Raw genomic sequence first — 18,876 nt, 5'->3', positions numbered from 1 at the left:
CCGCCCGCGGGAGGGAAAATGTCAGACCGGATTGCCATCGACGATGCCGCCGCCCGCCGTCTGTTGCGCCTGATCCACGATGCCGCCATCGCCGCCAGCCAGCCGGCCGCGATCATGCACCGGCATGTGCCACCGCCGCCCGCCGGGCGCTGCGTGGTGATCGGCGCGGGCAAGGCCGCTGCGGCCATGGCCAGCGCGCTCGATGCCGCGCTCTTGGCGCAATGGGGCGCGCGTGTGCCGGTTTCGGGCGTGGTTGCCACGCGCTACGGCCATGCCGCCGGCCTGCCTCCTCCCGCGCGCATCGCCGTGGTGGAAGCGGGGCACCCCGTGCCCGATCAGCACAGCCTGCTGGCCGCGCAGCAGATCGTGGCGGCGTTGCATGGCCTTACGCCGCAAGACCTGGTCATCGCGCTGATATCGGGCGGCGGTTCGGCCTGCATGGAATGGCCAGTCGCGGGCATGAATCTCGATGCCTTGCAGGCCTTGACCCGCGCCATGCTGGAATCGGGCGCAAGCATTGCCGAGATCAACACGGTGCGCCGCCATCTCTCGCGGGTGAAGGGCGGGCGCCTGGCGGCGCTGGCCGCGCCTGCGCCCGTGCTGACCCTGTTGATCAGCGATGTGCCGGGCGATGACCCGGCGGCGATCGCCTCGGGCCCGACGCTGGCCGATGCAACGCGTGCCGCCGATGCCCTGGCGATCATCGCGCACCACCGCCTGCCCGTGCCTGCAGCGGCACTGGCCGCCTTGCGCGCCGCGCCACCGCTGCCGCCCACGCGTGGCGAGCATCGCATCATCGCCTCGCCCCGCCAGGCGCTGACCGCGGCGGCCGACTGCGCGCGTCAGGCCGGGCTCACTCCGTTGATCCTTGGCGACGCGCTGGAGGGGGAGGCGCGCGAACTGGGCAGGGCGATGGCCGGCATTGCCCGCTCGGCACAGACCTGGGGCGATCCCCTGCGCGCACCGGGCGTGATCCTCTCGGGCGGGGAAACCACGGTCACGCTGGCAGGTGGTGCCTATGGCCGGGGCGGGCGCAATTGCGAATTTGCCCTGGCCATGGGTGTCGCGCTGGATGGCGCGCCGGGGATCTGGGCACTGGCTGCCGACAGCGACGGGATCGATGGCAGCGATGATGCCGCCGGCGCTTTCGTCGCGCCCGATACGCTGGCCCGTGCTGGCGCGGCCGGCGCCAGCGCGGCCCAGGCCCTGGCCGGGCATGACAGCTACAGCTTCTTTGCCGCGATCGATGATCTGCTGATCACCGGCCCCAGCCACACCAACGTCAACGATATCCGCGCGGTGCTGGTCGCCTGATACGCGGGCGATCACGCTGCCCGATCGGACGTGTCATTGCATTTGTATGTATTGCTGACTAATTCACCAGGAGAGACTTGGCGCCAGACCGAGTCCGCACGCGCCATGTGACATGGCGGCAGAGGGTGGTGGATCGAGGCAGATGATCGAGCATTTTTCGACGCGCAGCCTGACCGGGACAGACAAGCTGAGCTATTGGCGCAGCCTGATGGCGCGCACCTATTCCGGCCTGTCCACCCAGCCGCTGAGCCCGCATTTCGAAGCGACCGTATCGCGTTGGCAGATGGGCGGGATCACCATGACGCGCCCGCGCGCCACGCCGGTTTCGGTGGAACGGCGCCTGATGGAAGCTGGGCATGCCGGCGGCCCGCGGCTCAAGCTGCACGTGTTCCGTTCGGGGCAGGGGCGCGTGGTGCATCGCCGCCGCGAGATGGACGTGCGCGCCGGCGACATGGTGCTGTGCGCCAGCGAAGAGGTCTATCGCTTTGATCTGCGCAACGATCACGAACTGATCGTGGCCGAATTCGACCGCGCGGTGCTGGCCGATATGCCGGGCTGGGTGGATGATGCCGTGGCAACCTGCATCCCGCGCGAGGCGCCGTCGACCCGTCTGCTCCACGATTTCCTGCTGTCGCTGTGGCGTGAGTGCGAGGCCAGCCCGCAGGGCCTGCCCGATGACGGCTATGACGGCGTGTTCTGCTCGCTGCTGCTCGCCAGCCTGCGTCCGGGCGGGGCGAGGGTGCAGCCCAGCCGCCACGGCCTGCTGGAACGCGCGCGGGCGATCGTGGCGGCGCGGCTGGCTGATCACACCCTGTCCCCGGCCACGATCGCTGCGGAAATGGGCGTGTCGCTGCGCCGCTTGCAGGCCGCTGCCGCTGGCCAGGGCGTGACGCTGGGTGGCTATATCAACGAGCGCCGCCTGGCGCTGGCCGCGCAGAAGCTGACGCTGGAACCCCAGCGCAGCATTACCCAGATCGCGTTCGACTGCGGCTTTTCCGATAGTTCCTATTTCAGCCGGCGGTTCCAGGAACGCTTTGGCGAAACCCCGCGCGGCTATCGCGCCATGCATTGATCCGGCCTGCCGCCGTACAACACAGCGGTCGTTGCCTCGTCGTTTTTGTCCATGCTTTTCGCGCGATCGTCCAAGATGGCGGCGGGACAGGGCGGTAGCTCCCATGGCGATAACACATCGCAAGGGAGTGCAGGATGCCGCAGGTTTTCACTCGATCGAGCCTGGTAGCCCTGGCCGTGGCCACCACCGTGCCCGGCCTGGCCCATGCCCAGGATGCCGCGCCGCCGGCTGATACTGCGGCCGCCGCGCCGCAGGGGGGCATTCAGGAAATCGTCGTCACCGCGCAAAAGCGCGCGCAGAACGTCCAGAACGTGCCGATCGCGATTTCCGCGTTCACCGCCTCTTCGCTCAAGGAGCGCGCGGTTACCAGCGTGGCGTCGCTGTCTGCCCTGGCGCCAAACGTCAACCTCGATGGCGGCACGCCGTTTTCGGGTTCTTCGGCCGTACTGTCGGCCACGATCCGCGGCATCGGTTCGGATGACTTTGCGTTCAACATCGATCCGGGCGTGGGCATCTACCTCGACGGCGTCTATCTGGCGCGCACCGTGGGCGCCAACCAGGACCTGCCCGACGTGGAACGCGTGGAAGTGCTCAAGGGCCCACAGGGCACGCTGTTCGGGCGCAATACCATCGGCGGCGCGATCTCGATCGTCACGCACGAGCCGGGCAAGGAATTCAAGGGCTCGATCGACGCCACCACCGGCAGCTACAACCTCGTCAAGGTGCGCGGCACGGTGGACGTGCCGCTGGCGCCCTCGCTGTTTTCGTCGGTGACCTTTGCCGTCACCAACCGCGAGGGGTTCCTGAAGCGCATTCCCTATCCCGATCAGCGCGCCAGCAATTCCGACACGTTCCTGAACTTCAACCACGCCGATTATGCCAGCTCCAGCCGCGAAGGCGGCGACAATACTGCCTCGTTGCGCGGCAAGCTCAAGTGGGACAATGGCGGCGCGATCACGGCCACGCTCACCGGCGACTGGACGCGGCAGGACAGTTCCTCGCAGGCGAGCAAGCTTCTGGCCGCGCTCAACCTGCCTGGGCCATTTGCCGGCACTGACAACCTGCCCGGCACGGCGCTGTCGGCCTCGGGCAACACCGGCTTCCTGTTTTCCGGTCTCTACAACTTCTGCATCGGCTCAACCGCGCAGCAGATCGCCGCGCGCAATGCCCAGGCGCTGTGCGGCGCGCGCGGCACGCAGTTCGGCCGCCGGCTTTCCCCGCTGGCCAGCGTGAACGTGGATGGCGATCCCACCAACGATCGCCTGCCCTGGGATTCCCGCTTCGTCACCGCAGACCCCGACACCAGCTATGCCACCGGGCCCAGCTTCAACAAGCTGACGACCTGGGGCCTGGGCGCAACGGTGCAGGCGCAGGTGAGCGATGACCTGACGATCAAGTCCATCACCGCCTATCGCAACACGCACTGGCGCGCCGGGCTGGATGCCGATGGATCGCCGCTCTCGTTCCTCGAGCTGTCGTTCCAGCAGAACCAGTGGCAGTTCAGCCAGGAAGTGCAGATCCTGGGCAAGGCGCTCGACAAGAAGCTGAACTATGTGCTGGGCGGCTATTACTTCAAGGAAAAGGGCAGCCTGCACGATTATGTGACGTTTGACGAAGGCCTGGTGCAGGTGGATGGCCCCAACCGCTTCAACACCGAAAACTATGCGTTCTTTGGCCAGGTCGATTATCGCCCGGTAGAGATCCTGGGCATCACCGTGGGCGGCCGCTATACGCACGAAGCCAAGCAGTTCGAAGGCGGCCAGCAGGAATTGAACGGCTTCAACTACAAGCTGTTCGGATGCAGCGATGCCAATGGCAATGTCACGCCGAACGGGCCGTTCCCGCTGGCGCCGGTCTCTTGCCAGAACGGCATCGGCTATCCCAACCCGGCCAATCCCGTGCAGGTCTATGCTCCTGGGGTAAACCGCAAGAACTTCAATAACTTCTCGCCCAAGGTCGGGGTGCAGCTCTATCCCGCCGAGCGCGTCATGGTCTATGGTTCGTGGTCCAAGGGCTACAAGACCGGCGGCTGGACCACGCGGTTGACCAACCCGCAGGGCAATGTGGCGCCCGGCTTTGGCCCGGAAAAGGCCACGACCTGGGAAGTGGGGGTGAAATCGACCCTGCTCGATCGCAAGCTGCAGCTGAACCTGGCCGCTTTCACCACCGACTATGAAGGCGTGCAGCTCAATATCCAGATCGGCACCTCGCCCACGATCGCCAACGCCGGGCGCGCGCGGATCAAGGGGGTTGAGGCCGAAATGGTGCTGGCGCCGGTTACCGGCCTGACCATCAATGGCTCGGTCGGCTATATCGATGCGCACTATACCCAGATCGATCCCGCCGCGCTGGTCAATGCCGGCACGATCCCGGGCATCCAGGCGGGCATCTATCTGGGCGCGCCGCTGCCCAAGGCGGCCAACTGGAAGATCAACCTGTCGCCGCGCTATCAATTCAACCTGGCGAACGGGGGCAACGTGGTGGCGCTGGCCGACTGGACGCACACCACGCCGGTGTGGAATGACATTGCCCGCACCCTGCTGCTGCGCCGGCCCACGAACGACATGATCAACGCCAGCCTCACCTACAACACGCCCGGCGATCGCTGGTCGCTGACCGTGGGTGGCACCAACCTGACCGACACCCGCTATCTCGTCAGCGGCAATACCAACCTTTCGGCCGGCGCGATCTTTGGCAGCTATAACCGTCCGCGCGAATGGTATCTGCGCGCCGGCTTCAAGTTCTGATCGATCCACCCACTGGCGCCGGGCCGCTTCCTCCACGAAAATCCCCCGGTCCGGCGCTTCTTTTTGTACCCCGTGATTGCCGTTTCACTGCAAGGATACGCCCCCATGCCCACTGCTGCCCATGCCGCTGTTTTCCGCCAGCCCGGCGCGCCGCCGGTGATCGAGCCGGTCGTGCTCGATGATCCGCGCGAAGACGAGGTGGTGGTGCGCCTGGTGGGCGTGGGGGTGTGCCACACCGACATGGTGCTGCGCGATGGGCACCTGCCGCTGCCGTTTCCGGTGGTGCTGGGGCACGAAGGGTCTGGCGTGGTCGAGCAGGTCGGTACGGCGGTGACCGGGTTGGCACCGGGCGATCATGTCGTGCTCAGCTTTGATTCGTGTGGCCACTGCCCCTCGTGCGATGATCATGCCCCGGCCTATTGCCACGACTGGTTTGCCTATAACTTTGGCGGCAGCCGCAGCGATGGCACCACGGCGCTGGCAACGCCCGAAGGCGCGGTGATCCACAGCCACGTGTTCGGGCAATCGTCGTTTGCCACCCATGCCATCGTGCATGCGCGCAATGCGGTAAAGGTCGATGCAGATCTGCCGCTCGATCTGCTTGGCCCGCTGGGCTGCGGCATCCAGACCGGGGCTGGCGCCGTGCTCAATGAATTGCGCCCGCGCCCCGGCGCCAGCGTGGCGGTGATCGGCACCGGCGCGGTCGGGCTTTCCGCGATCATGGCCTGCGGCATTGCCGGGGCGGGCGTGGTCGCGGCGGTGGATATCAACCCCGCGCGCATTGCCCTGGCGCAGGAACTGGGCGCCACCCATGGCTTTGACGCGCGCGCCGGCAGCCTGGCCGATCATGCCCGCAGCGCCGGCCTGGCGCAGGGGTTTGACTGCGTGATCGACACCACCGGCCGGCCCGACGTGGTCAACGCCGCGATGGCAGCGCTGGCCCCGCGCGGGCAGATGGCGCTGGTGGGCGCCTATGGCCCGGGTGACATCGCCGCCGATGCGACGTTCCTGATGAGCGGCGGGCGTGTGATCCGCGGGGTGGTGGAAGGCGGCGCCGATCCGCAGACGTTCATCCCCGAACTGCTGGCCCATTATCGCGCCGGGCGCTTTCCGTTCGATCGCCTGGTGCGCTTCTTCGCGTTTGCCGACATTGCCGATGCCATCGCCCAGGGCGAGGCCGGCCATGTGGTCAAGCCCATCTTGCGCATTCCCTGAGCGCGTCCCACTATAGCCTCAACGGCAAAGGAAATCCCCCTATGGACAAGCAATTCAGCCTGTTGATCGATGGCCAGCTGGTGCCCGGCGCGGCCATGTTTGACGTAATCAACCCCGCGACGGAAACCGTGCTGGCCCAGGCGCCACGGGCTGACATGGCCCAGCTCGATGCTGCGGTCGCCGCCGCCAAGCGCGCGTTTCCCGCCTGGGCGGCGCGCAGCCAGGATGATCGCGCCGCGCTGATCGACCAGCTGGCCGAGGCGGTGCACGCCCGGCAGGAGGATTTCGCGCAGCTCTTGACCGCCGAGCAGGGCAAGCCGCTGGACCAGGCACGTGGCGAGATGATGGCCACCTATTTCGTGCTCAAGGCCTTTGCCGGCATGCGCGTGACCGACAAGGTGCTGCGCGAAGAGGGCGGCAACACGGTGATCGAGCACCGCACCCCGCTGGGCGTGTGTGCCGCGATCACGCCGTGGAATTTCCCGGTGGTGCTGCTGGCCAACAAGCTGGGCCCGTGCCTGCTCACCGGCAATACCATGGTGGCCAAGCCCGCGCCGACCACCCCGCTCACCACGCTGCTGCTGGGCGAGGTGATCGCCCAGATCCTGCCGCCGGGCGTGGTCAACGTGATTGCCGATGTCAACGATCTGGGCGGCGCGCTGTCCACCCATGCCGACGTGGCCAAGGTTGCCTTCACCGGATCGACCGCGACCGGCAAGAAGGTCATGGCCTCGGCCGCGAGCGGCGTGAAGCGCGTGACGCTGGAACTGGGCGGCAACGATGCCGCGATCGTGCTGGATGACATGCCGGCCAAGCTCGCCGCCGAAAAGGTCTATCAGGGCGCCATGGTCAATGCCGGCCAGGTCTGCGTGGCGATCAAGCGCGCCTATGTGCACGAAACCGTCTATGACGAATTCTTGGAAGAGATCACCCGCCTGGCGCAGGACGCCGTGGTGGACGAAGGCACCCGCCAGGGCGTCACGATCGGCCCGGTGCAGAACAAGATGCAGTTCGACAAGGTTTCCGCCCTGCTGGCTGATGCGCGCGAACGCGGCACCGTGCTGGCCGGCGGCGCGCCGCTCGATCGGCCGGGCTACTTCATCGCGCCGACCATCGTCGCCGATCTCGATGACGATGCGCCGCTGGTGCGCGAGGAACAGTTCGGCCCCGTGCTGCCGGTGCTCAAGTTCTCTGACGTGGACGATGTGATCGCCCGCGCCAACGACAGCGATTACGGCCTGGGCGGCACCGTCTGGGGCAAGGACGTGGCCCGCGCGATGGACGTGGCGCGGCGGATCGATACCGGCACGGTATGGGTCAACCAGCACTTGGCGATCGACCCTGCCATCCCGTTCCGCGGGGTCAAGCAATCGGGGCTGGGCGGTGAACTGGGCGAGGCCGGCCTGCTCGAATATACCCAGGCGCACATCATCAACGCGGTCAGCCTGCCGGCCTGACGCCGGACGGCAATTTTGTAACAAGTTGTATGGCCATGCCACAGTCCCACGGGCTGCAGCATGGCCTTTCTTCTGCAGCATCGCCTTGATACAGAATACTATTTCATTCCTATTGGATGTGCCCGTCGCTGTTGATGTTTCACTGTGTCAGTAAAGATTGCAGGCCTGTAGCCCGGCGAAATTGCGGTGATACAACTGCGCGTTAGACCCCGTGGCCATGAACCGCCCGGCGTTGCCCCAAATACCTGCACTGCCTGTTGATCCTGTTGCCCCATCACCGCGCGCCCCGGCGCCATCGCGGTGGGAGCGCCTGATGAGCCGCCCGGTGCCGTTGTGGGCATTGGGGCTGACCCTGGCGCTGGGCGCACTGGTGCTGCTGGGCTTCGGGTTCGTGCTGCTGGCGCCGCGCCGCCATGGCGCGCTGGGCGAACTGGCGGTTCAGGTGGCCAGCATTCCCGATACCGTGGGGCGCGCCGCGGGCGCCTTGCTGCCCTATCACCCCACGATCGGCCAACCCTATGAGCCGCTGCCCGGCGGCCTGTGGCGCCGGCCCGGCTTTGTCGATCCCGGCTATATCCTGCTGACCGTGTTCGATACCGCGCGCCGGCGCTGGGTGGTGCAGCTGTTGCGGCTGCGCGATGGCGAGGTGGTGCGCACCTATGCCCCGGATATCGCCGCGATCCTGGCGCATTCCACGTTCCGCTCGGCGCTGATCGATCTGGCGCGGGACAAGACCAACCAGCGCTTCATGGCGATGCATCCGATGCTGATGCCCGATGGCGGGCTGATCGTGCACGATACCTCGCCCCTGGTGCGGATCGATGCCTGCGGCCGGCCGGAATGGATGATCGATGGCATTTTCCACCACTCGCTGGAACGCGCACCCGATGGCACGCTATGGGCGTCCTACCGCCTGCCGCGCACCAAGCGCCCCGGCCTTGGCCCGCAATTTGCCGACGAAGGGCTGATGCACCTGACCGCTGCGGGCAAGGTGCTCGGCCGCACCGCCGTGATCGACCTGCTCGATGCCAACAATATGGGCCAGCTCTGGCGCGGCCGTCCCTATTCGGATGATCCCATCCACCTCAACGATATTCAGCCGGTGCCGGGCGATGGCCCCTATTGGCGATCGGGCGATCTGCTGATCAGCCTGCGCAACCTGTCGCTGTTGCTGCTCTATCGCCCATCCACCGGCAAGGTGGTGTGGAGCCGCGGCCTGCCCTGGCGGTTTCAGCACGATGTCAGCGTGCTCGATGATCACCGCATCTCGGTGTTCGACAACCACTGGCGCTTTGCCTGGGACCAGCCCGAACAGGCCGAACCCGACGGCACCAACCGCATGCTGGTCTATGATTTCGCCACCGACCAGGTGAGCGAACCGCTGGCCCGCGCCTTTCGCGATTTGAACATCCACACCCGCGCGCAGGGCCGTGCCACGCCGCTGCCCGGTGGCGATACCATGGTGGAAGAGACCGAACTGGGCCGCGTCGTGCGCCTGGCCGCCGATGGCACCGTGCGCTGGAACTTCATCAGCGCCGACGCTGACCGCAACCGGTTCGAGCTGCGCTGGACCCGTTACATCGATCCCGTCGCCGACAAGATCGGCATCCAAGCTGCGGAGAATGCCCGATGCGAATGACCGTTCTGCCGATCGCCCCCGCGTCGCGCCTGCTGATGCCGGCGATCCTGTTGCTGGCCGCCACCGCCGTTCCCGCGCAGGCCTATGTCGGCCCTGGCCTGGGCCTGGGCGCGGCCTCTACCGCGCTGGGCGTGGTCGGGGCGATCCTGCTCGGGCTGCTGGCCTTCGTGTGGTATCCGGTCAAGCGGCTGATCCGCCTGGCGCGCAAGGCCGCGCGCGGTGGTGGAGCTGGCCGGCGGTGATCGCCGCCGCGCTGGTTCTGGCCGGCGCGCTGCTGGCCACGCTGCACCTGGTGCGGCGCTGGGGCGTGCTGCGCCGCTTTGCCGCGCTGGGCCTTGCGGGCCGGCGTGCGCTGCGTGTCGTCGCGCGGCGTCGGGCGTCTGACTGCTGGAAGGAACGCGCCGCGCGGCTGCTGGCCATCCACCTGATGGGCCGTTCGCTCGTAGCCGGGGGCGCACTGGCCGTGGCCGCCCTGCCGCTGGCACTGGCGCTGGGCCTCGGGCCGCAGCTGGGCCTGCCGACCACTGCGGCCTTGCTTGATCCATGGGTGCGCCTGGCCATTCTTGTTGCGGGGATCTGTCTTGCCTTCGTCCGATTTGCCCTTGCCCGCAGCGGCGCCGGCCGGCGCGCCCGCCTATCGCCGGCTTGACCGGCTGCTGCATCGGCTGGCCCTGGGCAGCCGCGCCGCGCTTGACCTGAGCTTTGACCTGGAACGCGCGCGGTTTGGGCGGGCGGCGGCGGCCTTGACGCTGCGCCCGCCGGTCTTCGTCGCGGGCCTGGCGCGGGCGGGCACCACCGTGCTGATGCAGCGGCTGGAGGCGGCCGATCACTTTGCCAGCCTGCGCTATGCCGACATGCCGTTTCCCCTGGCGCCCAACACTTGGGCCGGGCTGGTGGCACGCCATCGGCGCCGGCTGGCGCGCACGCCGCGCGGCCATGGCGATGGGCTGGAACACGATCTCGATACGGCAGAGGCGATCGAGGAAGTGTTCTGGCGCCTGCACTGCGGGCCCGATTACCACACCGATCGCGGGCTGTGCGCGCACCAGCCCGATGCCGCCACGCTCGCTGCATTCGGGCAGATGATGGCGCTGGTCTGCCTGGCACGCGGGCAGGGGCGCTATCTGTCCAAGAACAACGCCAATGTGCTGCGCGTGGGCGCGCTGGCCACGCTGCCCGGCGCGGTGCTGATCCATCCGTTTCGTGATCCGCTGCAACAGGCCGCCAGCCTGCTGGCGCAGCACCGCCGGGCCTGCGCCCTGGCGGCGGACGACCGGTTTCGGGCCGATTACATGCGCTGGCTGGGCCATCACGAATTCGGCGCGCACCAGCGCCCGTTCTGTCTGCCCAACGGCGTGCCGGTTGCGGGCGATCCCGATACGCTGGTATTCTGGCTGCGCACTTGGTGCGGGGTCTATCGCCATCTGCTGGAACAGCCGGCCACGGTGGCGGCGTGCCAATGCTTTGTCGATTACGATCGCCTGGCGCAGGGCGACGACGCGCCGCGCGCCACCCTGGCGCGGCGGTTGGGGCTGGCACGCGGCATCGCGGCGCAAGGCCTGCGCTTGCCGCCGCCCCATGCCTTGGCGCAGGGGCCTGTGCCCCTGGCTGACCGCAACGAGGCCGAGGCAATCCATGCCCGGCTCAAGGCGCGCGCAGCCACTTGGGATTGATGGCGGGCACCAAAGCCCGGCGCGTGCGTTGCGCACCGCGATCCGCCATTACGGCATGTTCCTTTATGGCCACCATGATGGGATTGCCGGGGTCGCGGTTCTGTGGGAGCAGGGGGCCATGAACACGACCGGAACGCACGAGGCCAATCTGGTCATTCTCTCGATTCTGATCGCGGTGTTCGCCTCGTTCACCGCGCTCAGCCTGGCCGGCCGGGTGCGCGTGGGCCAGGGTTGGGCACGCCGGGTGTGGCTGGCAGCGGCCTCGATCGCGCTGGGTGGCGGCATCTGGTCGATGCATTTCGTGGCCATGCTGGCATTTCGCGTGCCGGGCATGGCGATGGGCTATGACCTGGGGCTGACGCTGCTGTCGCTGGCCATCGCCATCGGCTTTACCGGCGCGGGCTTTGCCGCGCTGGGCCGCACCGGCCTGTCATCGCGGCGCATCGCCTCGGCCGGGCTGTTGATGGGTCTGGGCGTGGTGGCGATGCATTACGTGGGCATGGCGGCGATGCGCATGCCCGGCACCATGCATTATGACCGGCTGTGGGTTGGCATTTCGGTGCTGATCGCGATCGGTGCGGCCACGGCGGCGCTGTGGTTTGCCGCGCGTGACCAGGCACTGGGGATGCGTCTGGGCGCGGCGGGGCTGATGGGCCTGGCGATTGCCGGAATGCACTATGCCGGCATGCATGCTGCTGTGATCACCATGGACAGCGCGGCGCACGCGCACATGGTCACCAGCGGCATCGGCCAGACGTTTCTGGCCGTGCTGATCGCCACGATCACGCTGCTGATTTTGGCCATCGCGCTGGGCGCAGCCTGGCTGGAGCGGGTGTTTCACAAGATCGCCCGGCGCGAGGCGCGCATTGCGCTGCGGCTCAAGATCGCCGATGTCTTGCGCGATTACGATACCACCGCCGCGCTGGACGAGATTGCCGCGCTGATGGGCGAGCATTTCGGGGTGAGCCGCACCGGCTTTGGCCAACTGCTGGCCGAAGAGGACGTGTTCGATTACGATATCTGCTGGACCGATGGCACGGCCCCGCCGCTGCTGGGGCGCATGCCGGCGGCCGATTTCGGCGCCCGCATCGTGGCCGCGCTCAACCGGGGAGAGACGGTGGTGGTGGGCGATCTGTTCGCCGCCGATCCGCGGGTCGACGCGCGCAGCCTGGAAACCGCGCGCACGGTCGATACCCGCGCCATCCTGGTCGTGCCATTCCTGCGCGAAGGGCGGCTGCGCACGATCGTCTATCTCAACAGCCGGACGACGCGCGATTGGCATCCCGATGACGTTGCCTTCATGGAGGAGATCGCCGAGCGCACCCGCCTGGTGAGCGAGCGGGCAGCGATCGCCGAACAGCTGCGCGAGTTGAACGCCACGCTGGAGGCCCGCGTGGAAGCGCGCACCAGCGAATTGCGCGCCGCGCAGGAAGCCCTGGTGCAAAGCCAGAAGATGGAGGCGATGGGCCAGCTCGTCGCCGGCCTATCGCACGATTTCAACAACGTGCTGGGGGCGATCCTGGCTTCGTTCGATCTCATCGCCCGGCGCAGCGGCGATGCCGCGCGGGTGGAGCGTCTGGCCGGCGAAGGGCGCCAGGCAGCGCAGCGTGCGGCCAACCTGATTGCGCAGCTGCTGGCCTTTTCCCGCACGCAGCGCCTGGCCACCCAGGCGCTCGATCCGGCGCTAGTGATCGAGCGCCTGCGCCCAATGCTGATGCGCACGCTGGGCCCGCTGATCACCCTGGATTGCCTTCTGGCCGATCCGGCTGGCGAGGGCTGGGCGGTGCTGGCCGATCCCACGCAGCTGGAAATGGCGGTGCTCAACCTGGCGGTTAACGGCCGCGATGCCATGCCGGCGGGCGGCGCGCTGACCATCGCGCTGCATCCCTATCTGGCGCAGGGCGCGGCCGATCTTGCCGATGGCCGCTATGTCATGGTCGAAGTAGCCGATACCGGCGCGGGGATGGACGAGGAAACCCTGCGCCGCGCGATGGAGCCGTTCTTTACCACCAAGCCGGTGGGCAAGGGCACCGGGCTGGGCCTGGCACAGATCTATGGCAGCATGCGCCAGATTGGCGGCGCGGTGCGGATCGACAGCGCGCCGGGCCAGGGTACCACCGTGCGCCTGTTCCTGCCGCGCACCGCCAGCGCCGCACAGGATGACGATACGCCGGCCGCGCCCGCCGGCGCCGGCACCAGCCTGGCGCGCGTCTTGCTGGTGGACGATGATCCCGATCTGCGCCGTGCGCTGGCGGCGGCGCTGGCCGATCACGGCCATGTGGTTGAAGTGGCGGCCGATGGTCCTGCGGCGCTGGCCCTGCTGGAACGCGCGCAACAGGCCGGAGAGGCGCTGCCCGAAGTGGCCGCGATCGATTTCGCCATGCCGGGGATGACCGGGGCGGAACTGGCGGCCAAGCTCGCCCGCCACCACCCCGCCCTGCGCGTGGTGTTCATGAGCGGCTTTGCCGATCTAGCCGCGATCGAGGCCGTCGCCGGCCCGGATGTGCAAGTGCTGCGCAAGCCCTTTGCCACCGAACAGCTGATCAACGCCGTGGCGCGCGCTGCCGGCTGAGCCGGCCGATCAGGCCAGGCTTTGCTTCATCCGTTCCGCATCGGGCGTGTGGCCGGTGATGATGCCAAGCGCCAGCGCGGCCTGGCCCACGACCATGCCGATGCCGTTGATGGCCCGGCAGCCCTTGCTTCGTGCGACCCGAAGCAGCTCGGTTTCCAGCGGGAAATAGATGATGTCGGCCAGCCAGTGGTACGCGGCGATGGCCTCGGCGGGGATCGGCGTGCCGGGCTTGGCGGCCATGCCGATCGGCGTGGCGTTGACTATGCCATCGGCCGGCGCGGTATCGAGATCGGCCAGCGGCGTGACCAGTACGCGGGCATGGGGATAGCGTGCCGCCAAGTCAGTGGCGAGAGCGCCGGCCCGCGCGGCATCGGGATCGACCAGTTCCAGTCGCGCCACACCAAGCGAAAGCAGCGCATTGGCCACCGCCGAACCCGCGCCGCCTGCGCCCAGCTGGATGACATGGCCGAGCGCCGCGCCGGGCAGGCCGGCCAGCAGGCTGTCGCGAAAGCCGGGCATATCGGTGTTGTGGCCGATGAGGCGGCCATCGCGGATCGCCACGGTGTTGACCGCGCCGGCCGCCTGGGCACTGGGCGCGAGTTCATCCATCAGCGGCATGATCGCCTGCTTGAACGGATAGGTCACGTTGAAGCCGGCAAAGCCCTGGCGCTTGAGGCTGTCGACCACGCCGGCAAGGTCGGCATCGGCAAGGCCACGCTGGGTGAAATCGAACAGTTCATATGTCAGCTCCAGCCCCAGGGCGCGGGCCTCTTCCTCGTGCAGGCGTGGAGAGCTGGATGCCAGGATGGCGCGACCAAGAAGCCCGGAGCGGATCATCAAAACCTGTGTCTTTGCAAAAAGGCTCCGGCGCTGCACCACCAGGGATGCAGCGCCGGGGCAGGGTGGATCAGAAGCTAACCCGCGCGCCGATATAGAACGAGCGGCCGATGGGATCATAGAGCGCCACGTCGGTGCCGTTCTGCGAACTGGCGACGTAGGGCAGCTTGGCGTTGAGCAGGTTGTTGATGCCGGCGCGCAGCTCGAACATCTTGCCGACTTTCACATTCCCGAACAGGTCGTAGAGGTTGTAGGCGGCAATGCCCACCTGCGTGTTGTTGGGCGTGAGCACCGAACTGACATCCTGCATCGCGCTCTGGAAGCGCCAGCGCAGGCCAATGCCCATGTTGTCGGAGCGATAGCCCAGCGTGGTCAGCGCCTTCCACCGCGGCGTGGCGCGCGGCGGGACGGAGCTGGGGTTGGCTGCGCCATTGCTGATGTTGGTATAGTTCATTTCCGCAGCGCCGGGCAGCAGCTGCACCTTGTAGGCATGGAGCCAGCCCACCGTGGTGGTGGCATAGATCTTGCCGGTGCGGCCCAGGAACGGCGCCGGGGTTGCCCAGTTGACCTGCGCTTCCACGCCGTCGGTCTTGAGCGAACCGAGGTTGAGATAGGGCGTGGCGACGTTCACCAGCTGCCCGTTGCTGTCACGCTGGATCAGCGCGCAATAGGGGTTGCTGGCGGCATAGCCCGGATTGCTGCCATCGAGATTATAGCACTTGGACAGCACGGTGAGGCCAGGCACGGTGGAAATCACGTTCTTGATCGAGATGTTGTAGTAATCGACCGAGAACGAGAAATCGCCGAACAGACCGCCGCCGCGCGGGGCGTTGAACACCATCCCGGCGTTGAACGTATCGGCATGTTCGGGGCGCAGGCCGATGTTGCCCGAAACCAGCTGCCCGGTGGCGGTGGTGGGGAACGAATAGCTGCCGATCGCCGCCTGCGGCACACCCTGCGCCACGCAGAGCGCGGCCACTTGCGCCCCATTGGCACCGGTGCGCGCCGTGGAGCGATAGTCGCACGGATCGCCGAGCGAGCCGGGCGGGGTGCCAATCACCAGCTGCGTGCCCTGCTGCGGCGAGAACAGCTCGCCGATATTGGGCGCACGCACCGCGCGCTGATAGCCGCCGCGCAGCATGATCGTGTCGGTCGGGCGCCAGCGCATATCGGCTTCGTAGCTGGTGACCGTGCCGCTGACCGAATAGTTCGATACGCGCGCGGCCGCGCCGATGCCCAATTCGCGGATGAACGGCTTGTCGGCCACCAGCGGAATGTCGATCTGCCCGGCCAGTTCCTTGACCGAGATACGGCCCGAGGCCGGCTGCGAGGCGGTCACCGCTTCCAGGTTCTGCGCCTGCAGGTCGCTGTCGGGGCGATAGTTGTAGGTGTTCTTGCGATAGCCGGCGACCAGCGCGATCTGCGCCGGGCCTGCGCCCAGATCGAACAGCTTGCCGTTGATCTGGCCCTGGAACTGGGTTTGCCCCAGGCGCTCGGCGCTGAATGCGTCCTTGGTCATATAGGCGGCACAGGCGGCCGAGACGGAGCGCATGTTGGCATCGCCAAACGGATTGAAGCCGCCCTGGCACAGCGAGTTGCCGCCATCGGCCGCGCTCAGCAGGCTCTGCACCCGGCTCTTGACCACGGCATTGCGCATCGTCTGGTTGTGGACCGACTGATCGTACGAGGCATAGACATCGAAGGTCCAGCCCGGGGCAATATTGCCCTTCAGCCCCGCCATGTATTGCTGGACGGTATAGTCTTCATCCCAGCTCTTGTACGGCAGGCCGACATAGCGCCCGTTCCACAGGAAATTGGCGGTGGGATTGGGGCGCGAGGCGAGCACCGTGCGCAGGTCTTGCGGAATGAACGGGTTGGTGACCGGAATGGTGGTCAGCTGGCCAAACTGCGTCAGCGTGTTGCCGCTGGCGGTGTGGACGTTGAGATCGACGAACAGGAACTGGCCATAAAGGGTCAGGTTGGGCGTCAGGTCATAGTCCGCCTTGACGAAAGCGGTCTTGCGCTTGAGCCCGTTCATGAAATCGACCTGCTGGCCCACCGGCATGCGCACGTTGCCGCCGACCAGGGCATAGCCGCCGCTGTTGGTCTGGCCCTTGTAGTTGACCGCGCCGGTCTGCACGAACAGCGAGCCGTCGTTGTTGAAGCCCAGGTTGAGCAGCGGGTTGATCGTCTTGGTCACGCCATAGCCGGCGAACACCGATTGCACGACGGCAGCATTGGGCGCGTTGGTGGCGTTGGGAACGAACGTGCCGGTGCCGATATAGGACGAGGGCGTCTTGTCGGAAAAGAAGCTGCGCGCCTTGCCGTTGATCGGATCCTGGTCGGTATAGCTGAACGCGGCGATGACGTGGCCGCGATCCTGGGCAAAGCTGCTGCCGAACGCGATCGAGCCCGAGAACTTGTAGGCGTCGCCCTTTTCGCTCAGGCTGTTCTGGACGTCGGCCTTGACCCCGTCAAAGCTGCGCAGGGTCTTGAAATTGACCACGCCCGACATGGCATCCGAACCATAGACGGCCGATGCGCCGCCGGTGATCACGTCAACCCCGCCGATGATCGATTCCGGGATGATGTTGGTATCGACCGTGCCCGAGATATCCGAGAGCGGCAGGCGCTTGCCATCGAGCAGCACGAGGTTGCGGTTGGGGCCAAGGCCATGCAGGTTGACCGAGGCGCGCCCGCCGGTGCCCTGGCCGCCGGTGCCGGAATTGCCGGCGGGGGTGAAGCCCGGAAACTGGTTGAGCGCATCCTGCAGGTTGACGTTGCCGCTGGCCTTGATCGCTTCGTTGCTGACCGACACGATCGGGCTGACCGCGGTGTTGTTGGGCCGCTGGATCAGCGAGCCGGTCACCACGATTTCCTTGACATCGGGCTGGGCCGCTTCGGCCGCCGGCGCCGTATCGGGCGCGGCATTGGCTTGCGGCGCAGCCTGCGCCAGAGCCGGGGTTGTAAGGGCCACGGCCACGCTCAGCGCAGACGCGGACAGCACGAGACGAGTGCCTTCCAAACGCATGGTCATCCTCCCTGGCGAACGTTTGCCGTTTCGCCTTCCGACGACTCATTTATGTTACGAACTAGTTCCTGTCAAATTATTCCGCAACACGCCGAGACATGCGGTCAACGGCAAATGCGGCGGCGGCGCAGGCCAGCAGCGGCAGGCAATAGGCGGCAAACAGTAGCGGCAGCGGCGCCTTGGCCGCCATCAGCCAACCGCCCATCATCGGGCCGATCACCGCGCCTGCGCGGCCCAGGCCGATCGCCCAGCCCACGCCCGTGGCGCGCATCCGCGCCGGATAGACCGAGGCGGCGAGCGGCCACACGCCGTTGTAGCCACCCTGCAGCGTGACCCCGATGAGGAAAGCTAGGGCGAGCGTGGCCGCCACCGGCATGGCGAGCGATCCGAATACCAGCATGGCGACCCCCGCGCTGACCAGCATGCCGGGCACCAGGCGCCCCAGCGGGACGCGCACGGCCAGCATGCTCATCCCCGCCGTGCCGACAAATGCCCCGAAATTGTAGAGCGCCCCGGCATAGATGCCGTCGGTTTCGGAAAGGCCGGCCGCGATCGACAGCTTGGTGATCCAGCTGACGATGAAATAGAGCACCATCAGCCCGCAGAACACCGCCGCCCACAGCGTGAGCGTGCGAGCACGGAAGGCGGGAGAAAGCAGGTCACCGATTCGCCCTGCCGGTTCGCGCGCCGGGCCATCGGCCGTCCGCGCTGCACCGGCGCGCGGCAGGATCAGCAGCGCGGCGGGAAACAGCACTACCGTCAACCCGCCCGCCATCAGCAGCAGGTTGTGCCACCCCCACAGCGGCAGGAGATGCGCCGTCAGCAGCGCGGTAAACACCGCGGCGAACGGATAGCCCGCCTGGACGATGCCCACCGCCAGGTTGCGCTGCGCGGCTGGCGCGGATTCAGCGGCCAGCGCGGCCATCGCTGCGAGCACCGTGCCGATGCCCATGCCCACCACCACGCGCAAGCCATAGAGCATGGGCACAGAGCCGGCAAAACCGCTGGCGACCATCCCGGCCGACATCAGCCCCAGTGCTGCCAGGATGATGCGGCGGCGGCCCAGCCGGTCGGCCAGAGGGGCAATGCCCATGCCGCCGATCGCCATGCCGACCAGTCCCGCGCCAAACAGCAGGCCCATGGTATCGGCGCCGATCGCCCAATCGGCCTGGATGCGCGGCGCAATGAACGACAGGATCGTCACGTCGATGCCGTCGGCCATGTTGATGGCAAAGCACAGGGCCACGATGGCCAGGCCCGTGCGGGTCCATTGCGCCGGGCACGTGCCGGCGCTTGCTGTGATGGGTGTGGCCATGCCT

Annotated in this window: 13 protein-coding genes; 10 read left to right on the top strand and 3 right to left on the bottom strand. The window is 67.3% G+C overall.

The annotated features are described in order from the left end of the window. Positions 1–18: 18 nt before the first annotated feature. The 10 genes from IP65_RS08030 (at position 19) to IP65_RS07985 (ending at position 13,689) form a co-directional block, all read left to right on the top strand. A complete protein-coding gene (locus IP65_RS08030) occupies positions 19–1,314 on the top strand; it encodes a glycerate kinase (protein WP_054131356.1) in 1,296 nt (431 codons plus the stop codon). 142 nt (positions 1,315–1,456) lie between these two features. Further along, a complete protein-coding gene (locus IP65_RS08025) occupies positions 1,457–2,386 on the top strand; it encodes a helix-turn-helix domain-containing protein (protein WP_054131355.1) in 930 nt (309 codons plus the stop codon). Positions 2,387–2,520: 134 nt separating this feature from the next. Then, positions 2,521–5,133, top strand: a complete 2,613-nt coding sequence (locus IP65_RS08020) for a TonB-dependent receptor (protein ID WP_082349940.1) — start codon at positions 2,521–2,523, stop codon at positions 5,131–5,133. A gap of 105 nt (positions 5,134–5,238) precedes the next feature. Beyond that, positions 5,239–6,348, top strand: a complete 1,110-nt coding sequence (locus IP65_RS08015; protein ID WP_022675175.1) for an NAD(P)-dependent alcohol dehydrogenase — start codon at positions 5,239–5,241, stop codon at positions 6,346–6,348. A gap of 41 nt (positions 6,349–6,389) precedes the next feature. After that, positions 6,390–7,805, top strand: a complete 1,416-nt coding sequence (locus tag IP65_RS08010) for an aldehyde dehydrogenase family protein (protein ID WP_054131353.1) — start codon at positions 6,390–6,392, stop codon at positions 7,803–7,805. A 313-nt stretch (positions 7,806–8,118) separates the two neighbouring features. Further along, positions 8,119–9,444: an arylsulfotransferase family protein gene (locus IP65_RS08005; RefSeq protein WP_171794826.1), complete on the top strand. Its 1,326-nt coding sequence runs from the start codon at positions 8,119–8,121 to the stop codon at positions 9,442–9,444. Beyond that, entirely contained in the window at positions 9,441–9,686 is a 246-nt protein-coding gene (locus IP65_RS08000) for a hypothetical protein (RefSeq protein WP_197279234.1), read from the top strand. Before IP65_RS08005 ends, IP65_RS08000 begins: the two co-directional genes overlap by 4 nt. Then, positions 9,683–10,093 (top strand): hypothetical protein, encoded by a 411-nt coding sequence (locus IP65_RS07995; protein WP_054131351.1) that lies wholly within the window; start codon positions 9,683–9,685, stop codon positions 10,091–10,093. The genes IP65_RS08000 and IP65_RS07995 overlap by 4 nt, the downstream gene beginning before the upstream one ends. Further along, the gene (locus tag IP65_RS07990; RefSeq protein WP_054131350.1) at positions 10,047–11,117 is read left to right on the top strand and encodes a sulfotransferase; all 1,071 of its coding nucleotides are present in this window, start codon (positions 10,047–10,049) and stop codon (positions 11,115–11,117) included. The genes IP65_RS07995 and IP65_RS07990 overlap by 47 nt, the downstream gene beginning before the upstream one ends. A 118-nt stretch (positions 11,118–11,235) precedes the next feature. After that, positions 11,236–13,689, top strand: coding sequence for an MHYT domain-containing protein (locus tag IP65_RS07985; protein ID WP_197279233.1), 2,454 nt, complete (start codon positions 11,236–11,238; stop codon positions 13,687–13,689). 9 nt (positions 13,690–13,698) lie between these two features. Here IP65_RS07985 and IP65_RS07980 read toward each other — a convergent pair whose 3' ends face one another. From IP65_RS07980 to IP65_RS07970, 3 genes are all read right to left on the bottom strand, one after another. Then, positions 13,699–14,526: a shikimate dehydrogenase gene (locus tag IP65_RS07980; protein WP_054131348.1), complete on the bottom strand. Its 828-nt coding sequence runs from the start codon at positions 14,524–14,526 to the stop codon at positions 13,699–13,701. A 70-nt stretch (positions 14,527–14,596) separates the two neighbouring features. Then, on the bottom strand, positions 14,597–17,557 hold the full coding sequence (locus IP65_RS07975; RefSeq protein WP_231627609.1) for a TonB-dependent receptor domain-containing protein: 2,961 nt from the start codon (positions 17,555–17,557) through the stop codon (positions 14,597–14,599). A 76-nt stretch (positions 17,558–17,633) separates the two neighbouring features. Further along, positions 17,634–18,872, bottom strand: coding sequence for an MFS transporter (locus tag IP65_RS07970; RefSeq protein WP_054131346.1), 1,239 nt, complete (start codon positions 18,870–18,872; stop codon positions 17,634–17,636). Between the last annotated feature and the right edge of the window lie 4 nt (positions 18,873–18,876).

The organism is Novosphingobium sp. AAP1, from assembly GCF_001295765.1.
Lineage (GTDB): Bacteria > Pseudomonadota > Alphaproteobacteria > Sphingomonadales > Sphingomonadaceae > Novosphingobium > Novosphingobium capsulatum.
This window is presented reverse-complemented; position numbering and strand designations above follow the sequence as displayed.